Here is a 24283-nt window from a genome sequence, read left to right as displayed (position 1 = left end):
CCGGTGTGAGTAGCGAAAAGAGGGGTGAGAATCCCCTCCGTCGAAAGCCTAAGGTTTCCTGAGGAAGGCTCGTCCGCTCAGGGTTAGTCTGGACCTAAGCCGAGGCCGAAAGGCGTAGGCGATGGACAACAGGTCGATATTCCTGTACCGCCGTACCACCGTTTGAACGATGGGGGGACGCAGAAGGATAAGGTGACCGTGCGACTGGAAGTGCACGGACAAGCAGCGAGGCCGTCGGGTTGGCAAATCCGCCCGGCATACAAGGTTGAGCTGTGACGTGGAGCCCGTAGGGCGAAGCACCGGATTTCACGCTGCCAAGAAAAGCCTCTAGTGAGGAGGTCGGCGCCAGTACCGCAAACCGACACAGGTAGGCGAGATGAGAATTCTAAGACGCGCGGGATAACTCTCGTTAAGGAACTCGGCAAAATGGTCCCGTAACTTCGGGAGAAGGGACGCTTATGGCAACATAAGCCGCAGTGAATAGGCCCAAACGACTGTTTAGCAAAAACACAGGTCTCTGCTAAATCGCAAGATGAAGTATAGGGGCTGACGCCTGCCCGGTGCTGGAAGGTTAAGGGGATGTGTCATCGCAAGAGAAGCACTGAACCGAAGCCCCAGTAAACGGCGGCCGTAACTATAACGGTCCTAAGGTAGCGAAATTCCTTGTCGGGTAAGTTCCGACCCGCACGAAAGGCGTAACGATTTGGGCACTGTCTCAACGAGAGACCCGGTGAAATCATAGTACCTGTGAAGATGCAGGTTACCCGCGACAGGACGGAAAGACCCCATGGAGCTTTACTACAGCCTGATATTGAGGCTTTGTACGCGATGTACAGGATAGGTGGGAGTTTGTGAAGCCGGAGCGCCAGCTTCGGTGGAGACACCCTTGGGATACCACCCTTTGCGTATAGAGTCTCTAACTCGCAGCCGTGATCCGGCTGGAGGACCGTGTCAGGCGGGTAGTTTGACTGGGGCGGTCGCCTCCTAAACAGTAACGGAGGCGCCCAAAGGTTCCCTCAGAATGGTTGGAAATCATTCGAAGAGTGCAAAGGCAGAAGGGAGCTTGACTGCGAGACCTACAAGTCGAGCAGGGACGAAAGTCGGGCTTAGTGATCCGGTGGTTCCGCATGGAAGGGCCATCGCTCAACGGATAAAAGCTACCCTGGGGATAACAGGCTGATCTCCCCCAAGAGTCCACATCGACGGGGAGGTTTGGCACCTCGATGTCGGCTCATCGCATCCTGGGGCTGGAGTAGGTCCCAAGGGTTGGGCTGTTCGCCCATTAAAGCGGTACGCGAGCTGGGTTCAGAACGTCGTGAGACAGTTCGGTCCCTATCCGTCGTGGGCGCAGGAAATTTGAGGAGAGCTGTCCTTAGTACGAGAGGACCGGGATGGACGCACCGCTGGTGTACCAGTTGTTCCGCCAGGAGCACCGCTGGGTAGCTACGTGCGGACGGGATAAGTGCTGAAAGCATCTAAGCATGAAGCCCCCTCCGAGATGAGATTTCCCTTTGAGCAATCAAGAAAGACCCCTCAGAGACGATGAGGTAGATAGGTCATGGGTGGAAGCGTGGCGACACGTGGAGCTGAATGATACTAATCGGTCGAGGCTTTGATCTAGTCTAATGGTTTGTGTTGATGAATCCTCAGTTTTGAGAGAACAATCTCTCTAAAATATGTTGACATTATCAATAAATAATGTTAATATAATACTTGTCTGGTGGCGATAGCGAGACGGCCACACCCGTTCCCATGCCGAACACGGAAGTTAAGCGTCTCAGCGCCGAAAGTAGTTGGGGGATCTCCCCCTGTGAGGATAGGACGTTGCCAGGCAAAATCGTTCCGCAATAGCTCAGTGGTAGAGCAACCGGCTGTTAACCGGTAGGTCGTAGGTTCAAATCCTACTTGCGGAGCCACTTTCTCTTTTGGAGAGCTGTCCGAGTGGCCGAAGGAGCACGATTGGAATTCGTGTAGGCGGCAAAACCGTCTCAAGGGTTCGAATCCCTTGCTCTCCGCCAGTTTTTCAAATATGTAACGGCCCGTTGGTCAAGCGGTTAAGACACCGCCCTTTCACGGCGGTAACACGGGTTCGAATCCCGTACGGGTCACCATTTAATTTTATATCGTCGCGGGGTGGAGCAGTCTGGTAGCTCGTCGGGCTCATAACCCGAAGGTCGTCGGTTCAAATCCGGCCCCCGCAATTAAGTCCGGTCTCGTGGTGTAGGGGTTAACATGTCTGCCTGTCACGCAGAAGATCGCGGGTTCGAATCCCGTCGAGACCGCCATTTTTATTTTAAAATCAATCATACTACATACGGCTTTGTAGCTCAGTTGGTAGAGCAAAGGACTGAAAATCCTTGTGTCGGCGGTTCGATTCCGTCCAAAGCCACCATATGTGGGGGGGTAGCGAAGTGGCTAAACGCGGCGGACTGTAAATCCGCTCCCTCGGGTTCGGCGGTTCGAATCCGCCCCCCCCCACCACTTAGGGGCATAGTTTAGCGGTAGAACTACGGTCTCCAAAACCGTCAGCGCGGGTTCGATTCCTGCTGCCCCTGTTTTTAATTTCATCATGGCGATTGTGGCGAAGTGGTTAACGCACCGGATTGTGATTCCGGCATTCGAGGGTTCAATTCCCTTCAGTCGCCCCATTATTATTGGGCTGTAGCCAAGTGGTAAGGCATCGGATTTTGATTCCGACATGCGTAGGTTCGATCCCTTCCAGCCCAGCCATTTTGCGGAAGTAGTTCAGTGGTAGAATACGACCTTGCCAAGGTCGGGGTCGCGGGTTCGAATCCCGTCTTCCGCTCCAATGACTTTTGGCGCCATAGCCAAGTGGTAAGGCAGAGGACTGCAACTCCTCTATCGTCGGTTCGATTCCGACTGGCGCCTCCAACATAATATGCCGGTGTGGCGGAATTGGTAGACGCGCACGACTCAAAATCGTGTTCCTCTGGAGTGTCGGTTCGACTCCGACCACCGGTATCCGTATGACTCTAACTAAGGTTAGGGTCTTTTTTGTGTTCTCTATCCTTTATTGAGAAGGAAAGACATTCGTTCAGCTCGAATGTTTTTACAAGAAGAAACGAGGTGGGTGATATTCAATATACAGAGCAGTCGAAGCAGTTCATCCGATTTGCTGACAACGAATGTGTGGGATCTAGTCGCTTATACGAAGTGCTGGCTAGAGAAGTGGCCCAGCATGAATGGCTCTTATCTTTGTGTGAAGACATACCAAAGGGACAACCTGCTCCAAATCTATTGTTTGCAGCTGTTCATGAACTGGTAATTCAACACTCTGCTGGTGAGTTGGCCACCTATTATCCTAGCGTGACAAAATTTCCAAAACAAGCTGAAGATGTATTTCCCTCTTTTTTAGCTTTTTGCCATACATACGAAAGTGAGATCCGTCATCGATTGAAGACCCGTCGTGTGCAAACGAACGAGGTTCAACGATGCGCCTACTTGTATCCGAGATTTTTGAAGATTCAACAACAGAAGAAGCGATCACTCGGACTGCTCGAAATCGGAACGAGTGCAGGGCTTCAACTATTTGTTGACCAGTACGCTTATGAGTATAATGGCGTCCCATTCAACCCGATAAGCATCTCATCAGTAAACATCTCAGCGACAGTCGAATCGAACGAATCATTCCATCTCGAGGCTAAGACGCTATTAGACATCGGAACGCGTATTGGTGTCGATTTGAACATTGTGGATTTGACAGACCAAGCAGAGCGGTCATGGTTGAATGCGTTAATCTGGCCTGAGCATGAGACACGACGGCAACTGCTTCAGGCTGCCATGAATGAAGTCGATTTTAATATGGTGACGCTCATTGAAGGGGATGGTGTGACGATGCTACAAGATCTCGTATCGCGTGTGTCGGAGACAGAGACGTTATGTATCTTCCATACACACGTTGCAAATCAGATGTCACGTCCCGTCAAAGAAGAACTTTTGAGGCAAGTCGAGCGAATTGGACAAACACGAGACGTCTTCCATATCTATAACAATATCCAAGATCGTTTCCTTCATGTAGATTTGTATCAGGACGGTCAACTTACAGCGTTGACGTTTGCAGAAACAGAGGGGCACGGCCGTCAATTTCAAATCCTGACGCCACTCGATTCTTTGTTTCATCCATGATCTTTTGAATGATTAAGATATATTAACATATTGATTTCATTGATTTTAGAAAAACTTACGAATACTTGTTGACAGATTAATAGTATAGGTGTATATTAACTATAGTCGCTTGAACGACAACAATATTTCATGCGGGTGTAGTTTAATGGTAAAACCTCAGCCTTCCAAGCTGATGACGAGAGTTCGATTCTCTTCACCCGCTTCATATCTCTCTGCCGAGTGGCGGAGAGATTTTTTGTATGCGAAAATATATAGAGGAGGTGAACGGAATGGACCCGTACACATTAAAACAACAAATCTTAGCGTATGCCGAAACCATCGGGATTGATGAGTTGAAAGTGACGACAGCTGATCCGTTCATCGTCATGAAACAACGACTCATTCGACAACAGGAGAAAGGATATGCCTCTGGATTCGAAGAACCGGATTTAGAGAAACGCACAAATCCTGAACTTCTGCTTGAAGAGGCACAGTCGATCATTGCGATCGCCATCGCCTATCCAAGTAAATTAAAAGATGCGCCCCGTAGTGTCGCCGGGGAGAGACGAGGGTTGTTTGCTCGTGCTTCGTGGGGACTCGATTACCATCGGGCGGTCGGCGATCGATTGGCCAAACTTCAAGCGTACATTGAAGAATTGGTTCCAAACGTGCGAACGCGTTCGATGGTCGATACGGGTGAGCTCGTCGACCGTGCTGTCGCAGAACGTGCGGGGATTGGGTTTAGTGGGAAAAACTGTTCCATCATCTCTCCTGAGAAAGGATCCTATCTTTATTTGGGCGAAATGATTTTAGATGTATACTTACCACCGGATGAAGCAATTGAAGACGGATGTGGGGATTGCGATAAATGTATGACAGCTTGTCCGACGACGGCCCTTGTTGAACCAGGGGTCCTCGATGCGAAGCGCTGTATCGCCTATCTCACGCAGATGAAGACGTTGATGCCACGAGAGTTTCGGTCGAAGCTTGGTGGTCGATTATATGGATGTGACACGTGTCAGCAAGTCTGTCCATATAATCGCAAAAAGGACTGGCGCCACCATGAAGAATTGTTACCGGAAGCTGAGATTGTCAAACCGCTCTTAGAGCCTCTTCTGACATTGAGCAATCGGGAGTTCAAACAAAAATTCGGACATTTATCAGGCGCATGGCGCGGGAAGAAACCGATTCAACGAAATGCGATTTTAGCGCTCGCGCACTACCGTGAACCTTCAGCGATTCCAATCTTAAGGGAATTCATCAAACAGGATGAACGCGAAGATATGCGCGCGACGGCTGTTTGGGCAATCGGTGCGATTCTTGGACCTGATGCCGATTCGATATTTGAAGAGATTGAACGGAATGAAACGTCTGATATGGTTCATGAAGAGATTCGCATATATCGAGAGGAGTGGGCACATGAAGATCGTGTCGTCTAAGTGGGGACCGCTAATGTACGAGATAAATGGAGCAGGTAAGTTGACCGAATTAGAGTTCACAACACATGAACCGACAGAGGAAGCACCTGAGTGGTTGCGAGATCTCATGACGCGAGTTGAGCAGAATGGATTCCATGAAGCAGATCGTGCCTACGTCGAAATGAACGGGACACCGTTTCAACAGGAGGTCTGGGATGCGCTCTTGACCATTCCTTATGGCGAGACACGCACATATAAACAAATTGCCGAACAAATCGGTCGGCCGAAAGCCGTTCGCGCCGTCGGTCAGGCGCTCAATCGAAATCCATTGCCGATTCTATTTCCGTGTCACCGTGTCATTGGAAGTAGTGGGAAGCTTGTCGGTTTTGCGGGAGGGTTGTCCGAGAAACAACGCCTTCTAGAATTTGAAATGAAAAAGTGAGGGAAATCAACCATGGCGATTCATGTCGTAATGTTTCAACCAGAAATACCAGCAAATACAGGGAACGTCTCACGTACGTGTGCGGCGACGAACTCGGTCCTACATTTGATTCGTCCGCTCGGATTCTCGACGGATGATAAGATGTTAAAGCGTGCCGGTCTCGACTATTGGCAATTCGTCGATGTACGCTATCATGACTCGTTAGAAGAGCTGTGGGAGAAGCATCCGGATGGTCAGTTCTTTTATATTACGAAGTACGGGGAACAATACCCGAGTGATTTAGACGTTTCAGATGTAGACGGTGACTACTTCTTCGTCTTTGGTCGTGAGACGAAAGGGTTGCCGATGGAAGTCATCGAGAACAATTTGGATCGCTGCATCCGCCTACCACAATCGAACCTCGTTCGTTCATTGAACGTATCGAATACAGCAGCCATCATCGTATATGAGGCGCTTCGCCAACAGGGATATGCAGGATTGAAATAAAAAAGAGCCGGATTCGTAAGAATCCTGGCTCTTATTCGTTACCCTCAGGTTTACGGTTATATCCAGCTGTCAAAATCGCTGCGAGGAAGACGACGCTGATTCCAACCATCAATAATAGGCCCATCCAAAAATCCCCCTTTTATTCTCCATAACTATAAATAGTATAATATACTTGGTAGGTGAATTGCACTGAATATAAGAAATTACTGTGAAATTGGAGAAGGAACATGAAAACGAATGTGTACTTACTGAGCTATGCCCCACTCATCGGAATTATTTTGTTTTCGATGTCACTTGCGATTGCGACCTCCGAGTACGTAATCCAATGGCTGAATCAAATTGGCGTATATAGTGAAATTATCGAACTGTTATCCGTGCAAGAGACGAAAGTGCTCGTGCTCGTCGTATTCTTTACGATTTTCTTTATGTTGTTTAGCGCATTCAAATTGGTAGCCGATACGTTCAATCAACTCGGTTTCGCCTTTTTTGCGCGAGAGACAAATGGCACGTCGCTTCATCGGCTCAAACCTGGTGCCATCATCTTTCTCATCGGGTCCGGAATCAGCTTTCTCTTTTTGAACACATTGCTCGCCGTCATCGCCGTGCTCGTTGGCACGCTCTTGATGTATCTCTTTTACTATGTCTGGCAAGTAAGCCAATCGATGTCCGTCCCACGTGCCATCGGCTTATTACTTATGCAGGCCGTCATGTGGGCGACGTTGATCAGCGGGTTAGGTTGGTCGGTCCTTCGCTTGTTTAACTCTGTCGGAGATATCATCTTATGAAACATTCTTTTGGACCAACCTCTGATGTGATCGAAGCGTGGTGTCTATCATTTGTCCCGGAGGAAACCTTGTATTGGATTGATTCTTCGTTTCTTGAGGATATACCGAGTTCCTGTCTCGTGATTCCGAGGCAGGAGTTTTTCAATCATCCGCTTTACCGCAGACCCGACATCACGAATCCGTATGTGACGTGGCAGATGGGTCAAGACGTGACTTATGTCATCCATGCGTTCTCTAGCTTTTTGAAGGAGTTACAGGAGCACGTCAAAACACGTTTATTGGAATTTCAAGTGACGACCCATCGTGGTCTTGTTTTGCCAATATCAGTCGAGCAGATGAAACGTCTATCGAATGAGATGATTATAGAGAAGGATGGCGCGTGTGTCATCGTTTTGCATCCGCAAAATTGGAATGAGCTCGACATCGAGATGCGTCATTCTCTTCTGCTCGACTATGCGAAGGAGTGGGATCGTTGGGAAGGGGAACCCGGTGATGACTCGATTGCTTCGCATATTGCGGATTATGCAAATCGGTTTCCGATCCAGGATGGAAGTAACTGTCTCGCGGCGACGTTATTTGCGGTCACGGGAAACGAACAGGTCGTTCACCAATGGATTCATCCAGAGACGTTCCTTCAGACATTAAAGCGAAGTAGGTACGAAACTGTGGAGGATGATACACTAAGGCCGAAGGACGTCCTGACGTTTTGGAGCGACCAAGGGCAGCTGGTCCATGCGAGTTACTGTGTGCGACAAGGACTCTATTTCAATAAACATGGACAAGTCCGTTTTAATCCATGGAAACTAATCAATCACGACGAGTTAATGGAGCATTGGGGAGCATATCGACTTCAAATCGAACGTCGATTATAAAGCAAAAGGAGTCAGTCCACTTTTCAGTGGCTGACTCCTTTTATTGATGTGCCTGTGTCCAGACAATCGCCGGATACGCACGGTTGGCGAGTTCCGGGAATGGGCGAGGCGTATCGGCACCGAGCCAGATGGCGGTGATGGTGCGATCGGTCAGTCCGACATACCACATATCTTTGTTGTCGTTCGTTGTTCCGGTCTTTCCTCCGAGATACTCAAACTCACGTTTCAGCTGATTCGCATAGCGACCTGTACCGTATGAGGTGACGGTCGATAACGCTTTTTTCATCTCACTGATCGTTTCTGGAGACCAGACTGTCTCTTCCGTTAAGATCGGGGTCAACGTTGGTTCACCGGACTTGAATGTGATTTGTTTGATTGTATGTCCGGATGTATACTCGCCTTTATTTAAGAACGGGGTATAGGCGGCGGCGAGTTCTTTTGGGGAGACCCCTTGTGTGAGACCGCCAAGGGCACTCGCTAAGTTCTCATCCTGTTCATCCCATTGACTGAACATCATATCAGCTGTCTTATACGCGCGTTCCTGATCGATTGCTGAGAAGGCGGCGAGCGCAGGTGTGTTATACGAGAAAGCGACCGCATCTTTCAATAAGACATCGCCTAACACACGGTTGTGACTATTTCCGGGACAATAAGAACCGTAACAAGCCGGACGACCGTCAAGTACCGTGTCAAGTTTCGCTCCTGTCTCTTCGATAAATGGGGCGAAAACGAGGATCGGTTTGATTGCGGAACCTGGTTGGCGGTACGCCTGGGTCGCTCGGTTGAACTCACCGACCTGCGTCATCTCAGAGTCGACCATGGCCACGATTCTCCCTTGAGGTGTCAGTTCCGTATAGCCACCGTTCACACCGGGAGGGAGTTGACTCATCACCTGTTTTGCTTGTTTCTGCTTCCCGGTTGATAAGTAAGTCTCGACCGTCGCTTCATGCGTGGACAAATATTCTCTCGCCTCGGCATCATCTAAGTCGTAACGTGTCCGTACCAATTGAATCGCTTCACGGACGGCTGTATCCATATAGTCCGGGTATTGAATCGTTTGACTGCGAAACGATGCTTGTAGCTTGACGCCATGATACTGATCGTAAGCACTCTTCGAGAGAACACCCGCTTCAAACAGTTGCGTCAAGATTCGGTCCTTACGCTCAAAAAAAGCGTCAGATGGATTGAGGGGATCATAAAGTGACGGATTATTCGGTACTGTCAACAAGTAAGCGAGTTGATTCCAATTCAGATCGTCGAGCGGTCGTGAAAAGTATGTATCGGCTGCCGATTGAATCCCATATACATTATGTCCAAAAAAAATAACGTTGCTATAAGCTGTTAAAATTTCTTTCTTGCTATAATTTTTTTCTAGTGCTCGAGCAAGCAATAACTCTTTCACTTTTCGTTCATAAGTCCGTTCATGTGTGAGATACACGTTCCGTGCCAACTGTTGCGTGATTGTACTCCCACCTTGGACAGATGTCTCGTTCGCGTTATTGATAAATGCTCGGGCAATCCCGCTCAAATCATAACCGGGATGGGCATTGAACTTACGGTCTTCGATGGTCGTAATCGCATCTTGGATATGTTCGGGCAACGCTTTCGGAGACACGTCATTTCTGCGGCCCGTCAAGTAGATTTGCTGTTCTCCACCGTTGTATGCGAGTGTGACGGCATGCATTGACGAGAGTGGTTGTGCCGATACCAGCTCTTGTCCCCAAGATAGAATTTCATCTGCCTGATCAATCTCTTCTTTCAATGCAGTGGCAAGTGACAAGGAAGCGGCCAAAAGTCCAGCAAAAAATAAGGTTCCAATCCAAGCTCTCATCTATTTCACCTCTCTCTATACATTATATCGTCCAATTTACAAAAAAATAAAAATGTAAACGTTATCATATAATAATTCGAGAAGGAATACTTTAGGAAAGGGCGAAAAAGGGTAAAAGAGGTTGTATATTACGATTTTGAGGAGGCTTATTATTTATGAAGCAAGAAATGGTTGCGATGCTCCTTGCAGGAGGAGAAGGAAAACGATTGGGGCCTCTCACGCGAAAGACGGCGAAACCGGCCGTGAATTTCGGTGGAAAGTACCGCATTATCGATTTCCCATTGTCAAACTGCACGAACTCGGGAATTACAACAGTCGGGGTATTAACGCAATATGAGCCACTTGAATTGAATCGTTACTTAGGAATCGGGACGGCATGGGATTTAGATCGTCGCAACGGGGGGTTAGCCATCCTCCCACCTTACCAAGCACAGTCGGGGAAAAACTGGTACGAGGGGACGGCCAATGCAATCTATCGTAACTTGAGCTATATCGATGATTACGATCCAGATTATGTGTTGATTCTTTCGGGAGACCACATCTATAAAATGGACTACGAGAAAATGCTCGAAGCCCATAAAGAAAAACAAGCCGATGTGACCATCTCTGTCATGGAAGTGCCGTGGGACGAAGCGCCGCGTTTCGGCATTTTGAACACAGCGGATGACCTCCGCATCAATGAGTTCGAAGAAAAACCAGAAGAACCGAAGAGCAACTTGGCTTCGATGGGGATTTACATCTTCAACTGGAGCGTCTTACGCGAACATTTGATTAAAGATGCTGAAGACGAAACGTCTAGCTTTGACTTCGGGAAGAATATCATTCCGAACACGCTTCTTCAAGGACTCGACGTCTTCGCTTATAAATTCAAAGGCTATTGGAAAGACGTCGGTACGATCCAGTCTCTTTGGGAAGCGAATATGGACCTCTTGGAAGAAGAGCCTCCATTCGATTTATATGACCCGGAGTGGAAAATCTATTCGGTCAACCCGAACCAGACTCCTCAGTATATTGGAAAAGACGCTTGTGTCGAACAGTCTGTAATTAACGAAGGGTGTCATATCGAAGGCGAAGTCCAACATTCAGTGCTATTTTACGACGTTCGTGTTGGAGAAGGTTCGCTCGTTAAAGACTCGGTGATCATGCCAGGAGCTAGAATCGGGAAGGATGTAACAATTCACAGAGCCATTGTCGCTAGCTGTGCAGTCATTGAAGACGGCGCGACAGTAGGTGAGCCGGGTGGTGAAATCGTTGTTATTGAACCACACGAAAACATTGAAAGTGGAACCGTCTTCAAACAAAGAGTTTGATACGAGTAAAGAGACACGCAAGGAGGCGTTACTGTTGACGAATGATTTATTAGGGGTCATTAACTTAGGAACGGAACAAGGTCTGTTTCCGGAATTTACTGGACATCGTAATCTGGCATCAGTCCCATTCTCAGGACGCTATCGCCTGATAGACTTCACCTTGACGAATATGATCACACAAAATATTAATCAAGTCGGGATCTTTACGTTAGACAAGTATCGCTCATTGATGGATCATCTCGGCTCAGGGAAAGAGTGGGATTTGGACCGTTCGCAAGGAGGTCTCCACATCTTCCCACCAGCGTTGAAACCGGACGGGGAAGCGTATCTTGGCGACTTGGCCAACTTCTCGATGCACCGTGAACACTTCATTCGCAGCAAACAGCCGTATGTGGTCATCACAGGTTCGAACGTTTTGACGACAATCGATTATACCGACATGCTCGCACATCACAAATCAATGGGCGCGGACATCACGCTTGCCTATACGACGCATGAACAGAAATGTGGCTACTGCCGTCCGATTCGCCTTGGGGAGAATGACCGCGTCGTCGGCATCTCTGAGCGAGGCTTCTCACCGGATGATGAGTACACATATACGGAAACGATCATTATGTCGAAGAATCTCTTTATGCGCCTCGTTGATGAAGCGACCTCTAAAGGCGAATATGACTTGTTGGACGGTGTCATTCGTCCTCAGCTCCATCGTTTACACGTGCACGGGTACCATTATGTCGGAAAAATGCAGGTCATTCATTCGGTACTTTCTTACTATAACGAAAGCATGCGATTACTTCGTGGCGAAGGCATTATTTATGACTTCCCTCATATTTATACGAAAATCAAACATGAGCCACCGACTCGCTATTTGAAGGGATCAAAAGTAAACGAGGCGCTCGTGGCAAATGGGTGTAAGATTCATGGAGAGGTGCAAAATAGCATTCTCTTCCGTGGTGTTGAAGTCAGTAAACACGCACGCGTGAAAAACTCAATCATTTCATCAAAATCGATCATTGAAGAAGGAGCTGTCGTTGAAAACGCGATTTTGGATAAAGAAGTTGTTGTAAAACGAGGACAGGTCATCCGAGGCACAATCGACGAACCGATTGTCATCGCGAAACGAACAGTGGTATGAGGAGGATTTTATGAAAATTTGGTATGTTGCTTCAGAAGCGGCACCGTTCATCAAAACGGGGGGGCTGGCCGACGTTGTCGGTTCGCTCCCTCAAGCGGTGGCGGGCCTAGGAGAAGAAGTCAGTGTTGTCATGCCGAAATATGGCTCGATCGCTGAAGAGTATGTGGACGAGATGGAGTATTTATTCGACCTGATTGTTCCGGTCGGGTGGCGCAAACAGTTCGGGGCAGTCTTGAAGTTAGAGCGGGACGGCATCACGTATTACTTCATCGACAACGAGTATTACTTTAAACGTGACGGTGTCTTATATGGACACTTTGATGATGCTGAACGATTCGCCTTCTTCTCTCGCGCTGTACTCGAAATGATTGGTAAGATGGAAGACGTACCCGATGTCCTGCATTGTCATGACTGGCAGACAGGTATTTTACCGGCCTTCTTACGAATCCATTATCAACATATTGAAGCGTATCAACGCATTCGCACCGTGTATACCATCCATAACCTACAATACCAGGGGATTTTCCCAGAAGAGATTCTTGGAGAATTGCTACAGTTCGGTCCTGAACATTTCACGGCCGAAGGAATTCAACATAACGGTCTCGTCAATTACATGAAAGCCGGCATCGTCCATTCCGATCAAATCACGACCGTCAGCCCATCGTATCGCGACGAAATCATGGAACCCTATTACGGTGAAGGGTTAGACGGGGCGTTGCGTCATCGGGCAGTCGACGTGCGTGGCATTTTAAACGGGATTGATTTGGCGACAAACGATCCGAGTACGGATCAGCGAATCGCAGAGACGTACAATCTAGACACCTATAAACAAGGAAAAGTTGTCAACAAACGGGCGTTACAAGAGCGACTTGGGCTTGAAGTACGTGACGATGTCATGCTCATCGGTTTTGTCAGCCGACTCGTTGACCAAAAGGGGCTCGATTTAATTAACGGTGTCCGTGAAGAACTTGGACAGCTCCCTTGCCAGTTCGCGTTCCTCGGTTCGGGACAACCGGAATATGAAGGAATCGTTCACGAGATGACAGCCGCTCACCCGGGGAAAGTCGGGTCATATATCGGTTTTGACATCGAACTCGCACACTTGATTTATGCGGGATCGGATGCCTTTTTAATGCCGTCACGTTTTGAGCCTTGTGGTCTCAGTCAATTGATCTCCATGCGATATGGCACCTTGCCGATCGTACGTGAGACAGGTGGACTCCGGGATACCGTGAAGCCGTACAACGAGTTCACGCAAGAAGGGACCGGTTTTGGATTCATGAACTACAATGCTCATGAGATGTTGGCGACGATTGAAAAAGCGATTCGTGTCTTCTATGAAAAAGAAAACTGGCATGCCCTCGTCCATCAAGCGATGACCGCGGACTATAGCTGGAAACAATCCGCCAAGCAATATCGTGAGTTATATCATTTATTCGCATGAGTGGAAGGAGCTAACTTGATTTATGTTCACAGATAAACAAAGCTTTGTCGACGCATTTAAAGAACGGTTCATCGCATTGAACGGGAAGTCGATCGAGGATGGGACAGAGCAGGAAGTGTATCAAACATTGGCAACGATGGTACGCGAGCAGGCCATGCCCAAATGGATTCACACGCGCGACCGTCAAGAAGAAAAACACAGTAAGCAAATCATCTATTTCTCGCTAGAATTTTTATTAGGTCGCTTCTTATACAACAACTTGCTCAGTTTAGACGTATTGGAGCTCGTTAGAGACGGACTGCAAGATCTCGGATACGACTTCACAGACATTACCGAGTTGGAACCAGAGCCGGGTCTTGGGAATGGAGGGCTCGGGCGCCTGGCCGCCTGCTTCCTCGATTCGTTGGCTGCACTCAGTTTACCTGGGCATGGAAACGGGATCCGCTATCGTTATGGACTCTTCAAACAGAAAATTGTAGACGGCTATCAAGTCGAGCTGCCGGATAACTGGCTCCGTGACGGGAACATGTGGGAAACGAGACGTCAGGATAAAGCGGTCGAGATTAATTTCGGTGGCTGGATTGAGATGAAACAAATCGGAGATCGATTGCGTGTCGTCCATCATCCAGACGAGGTTGTTCTTGCCGTTCCGTATGATATGCCGATTATCGGTTATAAGAATGATGTCGTGAATACGTTACGTCTTTGGAACGCCGAATCACCACTTGACGACGAGGCGTATTTAGAGAAGACGAAAGGGACGTATAAAGACTTGTTGAAACATAAACAGTCGATTGCTACAATTTCGGAATTCTTGTATCCAGATGATACGACGTATGAAGGAAAAGTATTACGTTTGAAACAACAATACTTTTTTGTATCTGCAGGCATTCAATCGATGCTTGTTTCCTATTTGAAGCGAAATAAATCACTTAAGCAGTTAGGCGACCATTACGCGATTCATATCAATGATACGCATCCGGTCGTCGCAATTCCTGAATTGATGCGCATCTTGATGGATGAGCATGGATACGGTTGGGACGAGGCGTGGCGGATTACGAAGAGCGTCATGTCGTTCACGAACCATACGCTGCTCGCAGAAGCGCTTGAGAAATGGCCGGTCGAGATGTACCAACGCCTCCTGCCGCGCGTGTATCAAATCATCGAAGAAATCAATCGACGTTTCTGTCGAGACGTACTCGTCAACTATCCGCATCTCGAATCCCATATGGGAGAGATTGCAATTGTGTCAAACGAACAGATCAATATGGCCAATCTCGCTGTCGTCGGTTCTCATTCAACGAACGGCGTAGCGCAAATTCATACGGATATTTTAAAACAGCGCGAGATGCGTTACTTATATGAGATGTTCCCGCTTCGCTTCAACAACAAGACGAACGGGATCACACACCGTCGCTGGCTCTTGAAGTCGAACCCGGGATTATCCGACGCCATTACGGAAGCAATCGGCCCGTCATGGATCGAACATCCGAACGACTTGGAAAAGTTGATGGATGTTTCGAAAGACCGGAGCTTCCAAGAAAAAGTCATGGACGTGAAGCAACAAAACAAATTGGACTTAGCGGCATACATTCAAGAAGAAACGGGAGAGACAGTGGACCCTCATTCCATCTTTGACGTACAAGTCAAACGCTTGCACGCCTATAAGCGACAATTGCTGAATGCCCTTCACATCCATGCGCTTTACTTGAAGATTCAAGCGGACCCGACGTTTACGATGGTGCCTCGCACGTTTATCTTTGGCGCCAAGGCGGCACCGGGATACTACTATGCGAAAGAGATCATTCGCTATATCAATGCCCTTGCCACGCTCATCAATAAGGACAAGCGGGCGAGTCAATTCATTAAAGTCATCTTCCTTGAAAACTATCGTGTCTCCATGGCCGAACGGATTTTCCCAGGGTCTGACTTGAGCGAACAAATCTCGACTGCGAGCTATGAAGCATCCGGTACCGGAAACATGAAATTCATGATGAACGGAGCCTTGACGATTGGAACGTTAGACGGGGCCAATATCGAAATTCGTGACGCCGTCGGTGATGATCACATCTTTATCTTTGGATTATCTCCGCAAGAAGTCATGAACTATAAGAAGTTCGGAGGCTATCATGCGGCAGAGATGTATCACGCACATCAGGAAATCAAAGATGTGGTCGATGGTCTTGTCAACGGAACGTTCGATAAAGTGGGCGAATATCAATTCCAATCCATCTTCGATTCTCTCCTCGTCTATAACGATGACTTCCTCGTCTTGAAAGACTTTGTCTCGTATATGCGGGCACAGCGACGAGTCGATGAGGTGTTCAGTGACCAATCACGTTGGGCTGAAAGCTCAATCGTCAATACGGCGAAGTCAGGAATCTTCTCGAGTGACCGTACCATCACGGAATACGCAAACGCGGTCTGGAATATCAAACCGACGAGCGTAAAATAAAAAGGATCCACCCTTAGGGGTGGACCTCGTTTTCTGGATAGCTGATCCAATCGGAATAGGATCCCGGATAGAGTCGGACATCATCTTTTCCGAGAGCGTGAAGCGCCAAAATATTGACGCAGGCGGTCACACCGCTACCACAGTAAAAGATGGGGTTCTCAACGGGAAGAACATCTTTATACAGTTCTTTTAAGTCGTGGAAGTCTTCTAACGTCCCGAGTTCTGTGATGGCCTCGGCATAGGAGCAGAGCAATGCGTTCGGAATATGACCTGCTTTTGAGTCGATTGGTTCATGTGACCCGTTGAAGCGATCTTCAGTTCGTGAATCATAGAGTGAGCCGCTCGCAGCAGCTTTCACTTCATCGAGTGTCGCAATCATATGGTCTTGGAAGTCTGGCGTATAGTCGCTTGTCGGATAGTGTGGAACGTCCGTAGTGGTCTCACCGCAATAAGTGATGCCAGATTGGATACCGCCTTCTAACACAACGACCCGTTCGTGACCGGCCCATTTGAAGAGCCACCATGCACGGGCTGCGAATGGGAAGCCGTCATCGTAAATGATGACCAAATCTTCTTTTTTCAAGCCGATGCGACGAAGTGTTGCCGTCCATGCTTCTTTCGAAGGGAGCGGATGCCGTCCGCCGTGTTCGCCGAGCGGACCGGACAAGTCTTCCATCAAATCGAGAAAGACAGCGTTCGGAAGATGTCCCTTTCGGTAGACATATTTACCATAGGACGCGTCGTTTAGCGAATATCGGCAATCGATGAAACGAATCGAGTTCGTATGCACGATTTGTTTTAATTCTTGGGCACGCATTGTTGGAAACATTAATATCACCTCGAGGTTTCGTTACTCTCATCGTATACAAGATGGAAGCAATTGGCGAGTACTTCGATTGAATTTTTTGAGGGTGAAAGGGGAATGAATCATGACATGGCAACAAACGTATGACCGTTGGAATCAATTCGAAGGGCTCGAGCCGCATTTACGTGCGGAACTTGAAGAACTCGCAAAAAATGAAACCACATTAGAAGATGCATTTTATAAGACGCTCGAGTTTGGAACAGGCGGGATGCGTGGAGAAATCGGACCAGGTGCGAACCGGATGAACGTCTATACGATTCGAAAAGCGTCACAAGGATTTGCTGATTTTATCTCAGCATCAGGGGAAGAGGCGAAACGTCACGGCGTCGTCATCGCCCATGACTCACGTCATTTTTCGCCTGAGTTTGCATTAGAAGCGGCGCGGACATTGGCGTCAAACGGAATCAAGACGTATTTGTTCCCAAGTTTGCGAGCCACACCTGAACTGTCGTTTGCCGTTCGTCATTTAAATGCGTTCGGTGGCATCGTGATCACGGCGAGCCACAACCCACCGGAATATAACGGATTCAAGGTATATGGGGCAGACGGAGGACAGCTTCCACCAGCGGAAGCGGATGAACTCGTGACGTACGTCAATGCGATTGAAGACGAGCTGAAAATTCAGATTGAAGATGAAGCGGCGCTCCGACAAACGGGGCTACTCCTCACAGTTGACTCATCAGTCGATGAAGCCTATATGGAGGCGCTCCAGTCGATTCGGATTCATCATGACATACAGGACAGCCCGCTTCGGATTGTCTATTCACCACTCCATGGGACGGGACGCCGTCCGGTCATGGAAGGGCTGAAGGCGTATGGATTTGAGCACGTGACCATCGTAGAAGAGCAGGCAGAGCCAGACGGTGCGTTCCCGACGGTCAGTTATCCGAACCCGGAAGAAAAGGCTGCATTTAAATTAGCGATGGAATACGGGGACCGGGTCGAGGCTGATTTGCTCATGGCGACGGACCCGGATGCAGACCGTGTTGGCTTAACCGTGCGCGGACGGGACGGGGAATGGTTCGTCTTGACCGGTAACCAAACGGGTGCGCTATTAATGGAATACATCCTGTCGCAAAAGAGTGAGACAGGTACGTTACCTTCGAATGGATTTGTCGCCAAGACAATCGTCACGTCTGAACTCGGTGCTGCGATTGCAAAAGCGTACGGCGTACATCTCGAAAACACGTTGACTGGATTCAAGTTCATCGGTGAGAAGATCAAACAATATGAAGAATCAGGCGAATATGAATTCCTCTTTGGGTATGAAGAAAGCTACGGCTATTTGATTGGAGACTTCTGTCGTGATAAAGATGCCGTTCAGGCTTGTTTACTCGCAGCCGAGATGGCAGCTTATCATAAACAGCACGGTCGGACGCTTTATGATGCGTTACAGTCGATTTACGAGAAGTATGGATTCTACGAAGAGTCCTTGCAGTCGATGACGTTAAAAGGAAAAGCTGGTCTCGAGCAAATCGGACGGATGATGGAAGCGTTCCGTGCCAATCCGCCAAAAGAAGTCGGTGGATATGAAGTCGTTCGTTTCGAAGACTATAAGAAACAAGTGGCGACCGACTTACAGTCCGGTAAATCGGAAACGATTGAATTGCCATCATCAAACGTCTTGAAATTCGTCTTTGCGGACGGTTCGTGGTTCTGTCTTCGCCCATCTGGAACCGAGCCGAAAATCAAGTTTTATTTCAGTGTGCATGCGGATCGTGCCGAGAAGACGACTGCAAAACGTGAAGCGATTGAAGCGGATGTTATGAAACAAGCGAAAGCGATTGATTGATGAGGAACATCACTCTAGAAATAGGGTGATGTTTTTTGTTTGACATGAAGACATCGCGCCAGTATGATGAGGATATTGTTTAAAACCGTGTAATCATATAAGGATTATAGGAAAGGCGGAATCATTATGAAAAAGACATTAACGAGCGTACTCGCAATCGGAGCTTCAGTCGGGCTTCTTGCAGCTTGCGGTAACGAAACAGACAGTGGAGCGGACGAAGCGGTCATCACGGTCGGAACAGAGGCGACATACCCACCATTCACGTACAAAGAAAAAGGTGAATTGATGGGATATGATATCGACGTCTTGAACGAAGCGGCAGAACGTGCCGGTTACAAAGTGGAATACGAAGCAATGGACTTCAAAGGACTTGTCCCAGCACTCGATGCTGAGCGTATCGATATGATTGCTAACCAAATGAGCATCACGCCTGAGCGCGAAGAGAAATATGCGTTCTCTGACCCGTACGCTGTGTCAGGAGCTCAAGTCATCGTCGGTTCAGACAACAATGAAATCCAAGGCATTGACGACCTCGATGGAAAAGTAGTCGGATCGACACAAGGTTCGGTCTATGCGCAAATGGCTGAAGAAGCTGGCGCTGAAGTCAAGTTTTATAAAGGGGCGAACCAAGTCCTTCAAGACCTCGAAGTGGGTCGTTTGGACGCGGCCCTCAACGACCGTCTCTTCATCTTGACGGAACTCGAAAAAACAGGCTATGACGTCAAAGCAGTCGGTGACATCTTCAATACAAGTGAAGCTGGATTCATGACACGTCAAGATAGCGACGTGCTAGACAAGTTGAACGATGCGCTCGCAGAGATGAAAGAAGACGGCACGATGAAAGAAATCGGTGAGAAGTACTTCGGTGAGGATATCAGTCAATGAATGAACTGATCACGACCGTCATAGATAACCGCTCGGTCTATCTTGAAGCCGTCCAGCTCACGTTGATCGCCAGTGTCCTGTCGATTCTTCTCGCCTTGGCGCTCGGTCTGATCATCGCTTTACTTCATAGTAGTCCGATTAAAATCGTACGGTTGTTCACACGGACGTACATTTCGTTCTTCCGTGGAACACCGCTCTTACTTCAGTTGCTGATCTTGTATGTCGGGCTCACCGGGTTCGTTCAACTCAGTGGGATGCAGGCGCTCATCTTTGGATTAGGCTTCCACTTCGCTGCCTATATCTCAGAGGCTTTCCGAGCAGCCATCAACTCGGTCGACAAAGGACAAGTGGAGGCGAGTGTCGCGCTCGGTATTCCGAAAATGAAACGCTTCAAAGACATCATTTTCCCGCAGGCGCTCTCACGTGCCATCCCACCTGTCTCGAACTCGGTCATCGACATCATCAAGTCAACGTCACTCGGTTCGGTCATCGCGGTTCAGGAGTTAACGTACGTGTCTGACCAAATTGCGGCCACGACGTATTTAGTCATGCCGTTGCTCTTGTTCTCGGCGTCGATCTACTGGATTTTATCGACCTTGATCCAAGCCGGTCAACACAAACTCGAACGGCGTTACGCGATTCGATAAGAAAAAACCTCGATTCAGACGAATCGAGGTTTTTTGTATACCTTAACGGATGACTTGTTCTGTCTCTCCGTCGAAGAAGTGTGCTTTTGTCATATCGAGTGCGAGTTCAACATCGTCACCCATGTGGATGTTCGAGCGACCGTCAACGCGGGCTGTGAACTGTTGTCCACCGAGTTCAGCGTAGAGGTAAGACTCAGAACCCATGAGCTCAGCGACATCGATGTGCGCTTTGAACGTGTGTGTCGTTGGTGAGTCGATGTAGATTGGCTCATCGTGGATTGATTCCGGACGAATTCCGAGGACGAGCTCTTTTCCGACATAGCCACGATCACGAAGCGTCTTCATTTTTCCTTCTGGTACGTTGACTTCTTCACCGTTCGTGATGAATTTGCCTTCTGCGAGTGTACCGCGGAAGAAGTTCATCGATGGTGAACCGATGAAGCCGGCGACGAAGATGTTATCTGGATGATCATATACTTCTTTCGGCGAACCGACTTGTTGAATGATTCCGTCTTTCAAGATGACGATCCGTGTAGCGAGTGTCATCGCTTCCGTTTGGTCATGGGTAACGTAAATCGTCGTTGTATCCAAGCGGTTGTGCAATTGGATGATCTCTTTACGCATTTGTACACGGAGTTTCGCATCCAAGTTTGAGAGTGGCTCATCCATCAAGAAGACTTTTGCGTCACGGACAATCGCACGACCAATGGCAACACGCTGACGTTGTCCACCTGAGAGCGCTTTTGGTTTACGCTCGAGGTATTCTTCCAAGCCGAGAATGCGGGCAGCGTCTTTTACGCGACGATCGATCTCGTCTTTTGGGAACTTACGGAGCTTCAACCCGAACGCCATGTTGTCGTAGACGCTCATGTGCGGATAAAGTGCGTAGTTTTGGAAGACCATGGCGATATCACGATCTTTAGGAGCGACATCGTTCATTCGTTTCCCGTCAATGATAAAGTCTCCGTTTGAAATCTCTTCAAGTCCTGCGATCATACGAAGTGTTGTCGATTTTCCGCAACCAGACGGTCCGACGAAGACGATGAACTCACGGTCTTTGATGTGTAAGTTGAAATCGCTGACGGCTTTTACGCCACCATCGTAAATTTTATCAATGTGTTCTAAACGAATTTCTGCCATGTCGTTAGCCTCCTAAAGAATCTATGTGTATATAATAGCGCTTACAAGAACGATTATATGATGAAACCGCTTGCATTGAATATGGACAAGTTGCACAAAAACCGTTAATCGGATTTGTGCAACATGACCATGAGTTGAAGGAGGCTAGCGTCATAGAACGTTCGAGCATCGTAACCCGTCGTCTCAAATAGACGATCGAGCCGATAATTTAGCGTGTTTCGATGCATGAACAGTGCTTTGGCGGTATGCGAGACATTCAACGAGTGACGAAACAACGCCTCTAATAATTCGATTGTCGATAAATCGAGCATTTGCATTAACGGGGCAGTGATATACATCCGCTCTTTTAAGTCCTGCTGTTGTAGTAAATAATGGTATAATAATTGACTAGCAGGGTAAGTTTTAGTAGACATACGTGCGTATGGCATGAGTAATTGATGTTGACGATACACATGGACGAGCGAGCCTTGCGGACGTTCGCTATAGATCGCATGCGCCTCGATGAAACAGTCACTCGCAATGGCGCGCAATACGTCCTCAAACTCCTGAAGATCGACGAATGGATTTTGTTCAATCAGCTCGATATGTCGTGTCGACATCAAGATGACCTCGGCATGCGGCATAAAGTCACGGACGATACTAACGAAGGATTCGAACGCTTCTTCTTCCGCTTCTTGGAGAGAAAGAGAGATGAGCCGAAACGGTTGCTCAAAACGAAACGTCTCATCTTGAAGGGTTGCTTGCCATTTTCGCTGATGGGGATCAGATTGAAGGATTGGCGTCGCCCACAGCGCCAACAGCTTTTGTTCGCGTTCGCTCAGTTCGAACGCGGGGAGTCCGAATAGGGTACCATCTTGCGTCTCGAACCAATCAAGGTCACCAGATGCATCTTCCGACCGATGGACAGCAGTCGGAAAAATCGATTTAATACGATCAAACGTATTCAATACTATCACCTCAACAACAATGTATCATATTTCAGATCGGAGGCTTGCAGTTTGGACGGGTTATTAAAGATTTTACTCATGATATTGATCGGGGCGACCATCGGGGGCGTGACCAACTTTCTCGCCATCAAGATGTTGTTCCGACCACACGAACCGAAATACATCGGTTCATTCCGGATTCCTTTTACACCAGGACTTATTCCGAAACGTCGAGATGAACTGGCATCTAGTTTAGGGAAGACGGTCGTCAAACATTTATTGACACCAGAGGGTATGCGGAAGCGATTGCTAGATGACCAAGTGACGACGCATATTACGCACTTTGCGCAACAAGAGGTTCAGACGATGTTACGCTCGGATAAGACGGTTCGCGAGCTATTGGAACCCCTCTATCCGAACGCAGAGGCACGATTCCTCACGCTAGCAGATGACAAACTACGTGACGAGCTATCGAACGTCATGGCTGAAGTGAAAGAACGAAAGCTGTTTGAGTTACTTGGAGAAGAAGGGATGGACCGTGTACGAGTGGTCATTCCTGAAATCGTGGAGGCGCTTCTCGTCAAATCAGAGGAATATTTCTATTCTCCTGAAGGTGAGGCGCAACTTCGTCACATGGTTGACTCGTTCGTCCAGCGTCGTCTCGGATTTATCGCAGGGTTCATTCAAAACATGAACTTTGTCGAGATGGTTCGGCCAGAAATCGTCAACATCTTACGTGGTCAATCGACCCGTGACGGAATGACGACGATGATTACGCGTGAATTTGAGCGATTCAGTGAGAAGACGGTCGATACACTGATCGATGATCGACTTGAAGCACGACTCATCGATGGCATCACAGACCAAGTCGTATCTCGTTTGCCAATCGGACAATTATTGGATCGTCCGATATCGTCGTATACACAGTCCGTCGAATCCCGCGTTGTCGACGAACTTGTTCCACAAGGTGTCACGCTTGTCATTGAGCGCTTCACGAACCAAATGGAGACGATTATGGACCGATTAAAGATTGATAAGATTGTGCAAGAGCAGGTCCAATCACTCGACACGTCGTACCTTGAAGAGATCGTCTTATCGATTTCGAAACGAGAGTTTCGGGCAATAACATGGCTTGGTGCTCTGTTAGGTGGTATGATTGGGTTGATTCAAGGGTTGATTGCCATCTTGTGATGGCTCTATGCCCTAATAGCATTTAGGAGGACGTTACATGTCACAAACAAACTTGTACGACCAAGCTTACCAATTGGAGAAAGCACTTCGCGATTCTGAAGAGTTCACAACACTCTCTTCTTTATACGATCGTGTCAATGCGGATGCGGAAGCGAACCAGTTGTTCGCTGACTTCCGTAACATCCAAATGACGCTTCAACAAAAGCAGATGCAAGGAGAGGAAATCTCTGAGCAGGAAATGATGGATGCGCAAACGAAAATGATGAACGTTCAACAGAACGAATTGATCATGGAGCTCATGCAAGAAGAGCAACGCATGCACCAACTCGTTACAGAAGTGACGAAAATCATCATGAAACCACTCGAGGAGCTTTATGCCCCGATGGTGAACGAAAACGAAGTTCAATAACAAATGATGTGCGGATGGCTTTAGAGCCATCCGTTTTTTTGTTGATGAGATTGTCACACGCTTTAAGTAAGCGCTTACATAAAGTGGGTTATAATGAAATTGTGACAATAGCGAAAGGGTGAATC

General features: G+C 48.1%; 19 protein-coding genes, 14 tRNA genes and 2 rRNA genes (1 of these 35 cut by a window edge). 31 read left to right on the top strand and 4 right to left on the bottom strand.

The annotated features are described in order from the left end of the window. The 22 genes from F3H97_RS12015 to F3H97_RS11910 all read left to right on the top strand — a co-directional run. Positions 1 to 1620 (top strand): 23S ribosomal RNA (locus F3H97_RS12015); it begins 1294 nt to the left of the window's first position. A gap of 96 nt (positions 1621 to 1716) precedes the next feature. Next, a 5S ribosomal RNA gene (rrf, locus tag F3H97_RS12010) occupies positions 1717 to 1833 on the top strand. An 8-nt stretch (positions 1834 to 1841) separates the two neighbouring features. After that, positions 1842 to 1916, top strand: a tRNA-Asn gene (locus F3H97_RS12005). 11 nt (positions 1917 to 1927) lie between these two features. After that, positions 1928 to 2018 (top strand) — tRNA-Ser (locus F3H97_RS12000). A gap of 18 nt (positions 2019 to 2036) precedes the next feature. Continuing rightward, positions 2037 to 2111, top strand: a tRNA-Glu gene (locus F3H97_RS11995). A gap of 16 nt (positions 2112 to 2127) precedes the next feature. After that, positions 2128 to 2201, top strand: a tRNA-Met gene (locus F3H97_RS11990). 8 nt (positions 2202 to 2209) lie between these two features. Further along, positions 2210 to 2285 (top strand) — tRNA-Asp (locus F3H97_RS11985). 31 nt (positions 2286 to 2316) lie between these two features. Continuing rightward, positions 2317 to 2392 (top strand) — tRNA-Phe (locus F3H97_RS11980). Positions 2393 to 2397: 5 nt separating this feature from the next. Next, positions 2398 to 2481: transfer RNA gene (locus F3H97_RS11975), tRNA-Tyr, on the top strand. Between the two features lie 3 nt (positions 2482 to 2484). Next, positions 2485 to 2555, top strand: a tRNA-Trp gene (locus F3H97_RS11970). Positions 2556 to 2572: 17 nt separating this feature from the next. Next, positions 2573 to 2648 (top strand) — tRNA-His (locus F3H97_RS11965). A gap of 7 nt (positions 2649 to 2655) precedes the next feature. Beyond that, a tRNA-Gln gene (locus F3H97_RS11960) sits at positions 2656 to 2730 on the top strand. A 4-nt stretch (positions 2731 to 2734) separates the two neighbouring features. Continuing rightward, positions 2735 to 2809 (top strand) — tRNA-Gly (locus tag F3H97_RS11955). 9 nt (positions 2810 to 2818) lie between these two features. Next, positions 2819 to 2892 (top strand) — tRNA-Cys (locus F3H97_RS11950). Positions 2893 to 2901: 9 nt separating this feature from the next. Beyond that, positions 2902 to 2982 (top strand) — tRNA-Leu (locus F3H97_RS11945). A gap of 105 nt (positions 2983 to 3087) precedes the next feature. Next, positions 3088 to 4146 (top strand): DUF2332 domain-containing protein, encoded by a 1059-nt coding sequence (locus tag F3H97_RS11940; protein WP_370568582.1) that lies wholly within the window; start codon positions 3088 to 3090, stop codon positions 4144 to 4146. Between the two features lie 131 nt (positions 4147 to 4277). Beyond that, a tRNA-Gly gene (locus tag F3H97_RS11935) sits at positions 4278 to 4348 on the top strand. A gap of 67 nt (positions 4349 to 4415) precedes the next feature. Then, the gene (gene queG / locus F3H97_RS11930) at positions 4416 to 5564 is read left to right on the top strand and encodes a tRNA epoxyqueuosine(34) reductase QueG (RefSeq protein WP_078146397.1); all 1149 of its coding nucleotides are present in this window, start codon (positions 4416 to 4418) and stop codon (positions 5562 to 5564) included. Continuing rightward, on the top strand, positions 5545 to 5985 hold the full coding sequence (locus F3H97_RS11925; RefSeq protein ID WP_196431503.1) for a methylated-DNA--[protein]-cysteine S-methyltransferase: 441 nt from the start codon (positions 5545 to 5547) through the stop codon (positions 5983 to 5985). The genes queG and F3H97_RS11925 overlap by 20 nt, the downstream gene beginning before the upstream one ends. A gap of 12 nt (positions 5986 to 5997) precedes the next feature. Further along, positions 5998 to 6471 (top strand): tRNA (uridine(34)/cytosine(34)/5-carboxymethylaminomethyluridine(34)-2'-O)-methyltransferase TrmL, encoded by a 474-nt coding sequence (gene trmL / locus F3H97_RS11920; protein ID WP_015880908.1) that lies wholly within the window; start codon positions 5998 to 6000, stop codon positions 6469 to 6471. 227 nt (positions 6472 to 6698) lie between these two features. After that, on the top strand, positions 6699 to 7256 hold the full coding sequence (locus tag F3H97_RS11915) for a DUF5366 family protein (protein ID WP_015880910.1): 558 nt from the start codon (positions 6699 to 6701) through the stop codon (positions 7254 to 7256). After that, positions 7253 to 8128 carry a hypothetical protein gene (locus F3H97_RS11910; protein WP_196431502.1) on the top strand — a complete coding sequence of 292 codons (876 nt, stop codon included), beginning with the start codon at positions 7253 to 7255 and terminating at the stop codon, positions 8126 to 8128. The genes F3H97_RS11915 and F3H97_RS11910 overlap by 4 nt, the downstream gene beginning before the upstream one ends. Positions 8129 to 8168: 40 nt before the next feature. On the opposite strand, the gene F3H97_RS11905 is transcribed toward F3H97_RS11910, so the two are convergent. Further along, positions 8169 to 9959, bottom strand: a complete 1791-nt coding sequence (locus F3H97_RS11905; protein WP_196431501.1) for a transglycosylase domain-containing protein — start codon at positions 9957 to 9959, stop codon at positions 8169 to 8171. Positions 9960 to 10114: 155 nt separating this feature from the next. Here F3H97_RS11905 and F3H97_RS11900 point away from each other — a divergent pair, with 155 nt between their 5' ends. The 4 genes from F3H97_RS11900 to F3H97_RS11885 are packed head-to-tail and all read left to right on the top strand — an operon-like array spanning position 10115 to position 16303. Continuing rightward, the gene (locus F3H97_RS11900; protein WP_015880913.1) at positions 10115 to 11269 is read left to right on the top strand and encodes a glucose-1-phosphate adenylyltransferase; all 1155 of its coding nucleotides are present in this window, start codon (positions 10115 to 10117) and stop codon (positions 11267 to 11269) included. Beyond that, the gene (glgD, locus tag F3H97_RS11895; protein WP_236548973.1) at positions 11202 to 12404 is read left to right on the top strand and encodes a glucose-1-phosphate adenylyltransferase subunit GlgD; all 1203 of its coding nucleotides are present in this window, start codon (positions 11202 to 11204) and stop codon (positions 12402 to 12404) included. Before F3H97_RS11900 ends, glgD begins: the two co-directional genes overlap by 68 nt. A gap of 10 nt (positions 12405 to 12414) precedes the next feature. Next, on the top strand, positions 12415 to 13848 hold the full coding sequence (glgA, locus tag F3H97_RS11890; RefSeq protein ID WP_196431500.1) for a glycogen synthase GlgA: 1434 nt from the start codon (positions 12415 to 12417) through the stop codon (positions 13846 to 13848). Between the two features lie 22 nt (positions 13849 to 13870). Continuing rightward, positions 13871 to 16303 (top strand): glycogen/starch/alpha-glucan phosphorylase, encoded by a 2433-nt coding sequence (locus F3H97_RS11885; RefSeq protein ID WP_196431499.1) that lies wholly within the window; start codon positions 13871 to 13873, stop codon positions 16301 to 16303. Positions 16304 to 16316: 13 nt separating this feature from the next. On the opposite strand, the gene F3H97_RS11880 is transcribed toward F3H97_RS11885, so the two are convergent. Beyond that, positions 16317 to 17132, bottom strand: a complete 816-nt coding sequence (locus tag F3H97_RS11880; RefSeq protein ID WP_078146404.1) for a sulfurtransferase — start codon at positions 17130 to 17132, stop codon at positions 16317 to 16319. 100 nt (positions 17133 to 17232) lie between these two features. Here F3H97_RS11880 and F3H97_RS11875 point away from each other — a divergent pair, with 100 nt between their 5' ends. The 3 genes from F3H97_RS11875 (at position 17233) to F3H97_RS11865 (ending at position 20492) form a co-directional block, all read left to right on the top strand. Then, on the top strand, positions 17233 to 18960 hold the full coding sequence (locus tag F3H97_RS11875; protein ID WP_196431498.1) for a phospho-sugar mutase: 1728 nt from the start codon (positions 17233 to 17235) through the stop codon (positions 18958 to 18960). 126 nt (positions 18961 to 19086) lie between these two features. Beyond that, complete coding sequence (locus F3H97_RS11870) at positions 19087 to 19845, top strand: transporter substrate-binding domain-containing protein (RefSeq protein WP_196431497.1); 759 nt, start codon at positions 19087 to 19089, stop codon at positions 19843 to 19845. After that, complete coding sequence (locus F3H97_RS11865) at positions 19842 to 20492, top strand: amino acid ABC transporter permease (protein ID WP_074037683.1); 651 nt, start codon at positions 19842 to 19844, stop codon at positions 20490 to 20492. Before F3H97_RS11870 ends, F3H97_RS11865 begins: the two co-directional genes overlap by 4 nt. Positions 20493 to 20534: 42 nt before the next feature. On the opposite strand, the gene F3H97_RS11860 is transcribed toward F3H97_RS11865, so the two are convergent. Continuing rightward, positions 20535 to 21632 (bottom strand): ABC transporter ATP-binding protein, encoded by a 1098-nt coding sequence (locus F3H97_RS11860; protein WP_159563604.1) that lies wholly within the window; start codon positions 21630 to 21632, stop codon positions 20535 to 20537. A gap of 104 nt (positions 21633 to 21736) precedes the next feature. Next, positions 21737 to 22588: a PucR family transcriptional regulator gene (locus F3H97_RS11855; RefSeq protein WP_260563767.1), complete on the bottom strand. Its 852-nt coding sequence runs from the start codon at positions 22586 to 22588 to the stop codon at positions 21737 to 21739. 69 nt (positions 22589 to 22657) lie between these two features. Here F3H97_RS11855 and F3H97_RS11850 point away from each other — a divergent pair, with 69 nt between their 5' ends. Beyond that, complete coding sequence (locus F3H97_RS11850; RefSeq protein ID WP_196431872.1) at positions 22658 to 23749, top strand: DUF445 domain-containing protein; 1092 nt, start codon at positions 22658 to 22660, stop codon at positions 23747 to 23749. A gap of 37 nt (positions 23750 to 23786) precedes the next feature. Further along, entirely contained in the window at positions 23787 to 24158 is a 372-nt protein-coding gene (locus tag F3H97_RS11845; RefSeq protein WP_015880924.1) for a YlbF family regulator, read from the top strand. Positions 24159 to 24283: the final 125 nt, after the last annotated feature.

It is taken from the genome of Exiguobacterium sp. SRB7LM, from assembly GCF_015712685.1.
Classification (GTDB): Bacteria; Bacillota; Bacilli; order Exiguobacteriales; family Exiguobacteriaceae; genus Exiguobacterium; species Exiguobacterium profundum.
The sequence above is the reverse complement of the archived record's forward strand: the minus strand, read 5'-3'. Positions and strand labels throughout refer to the sequence as shown.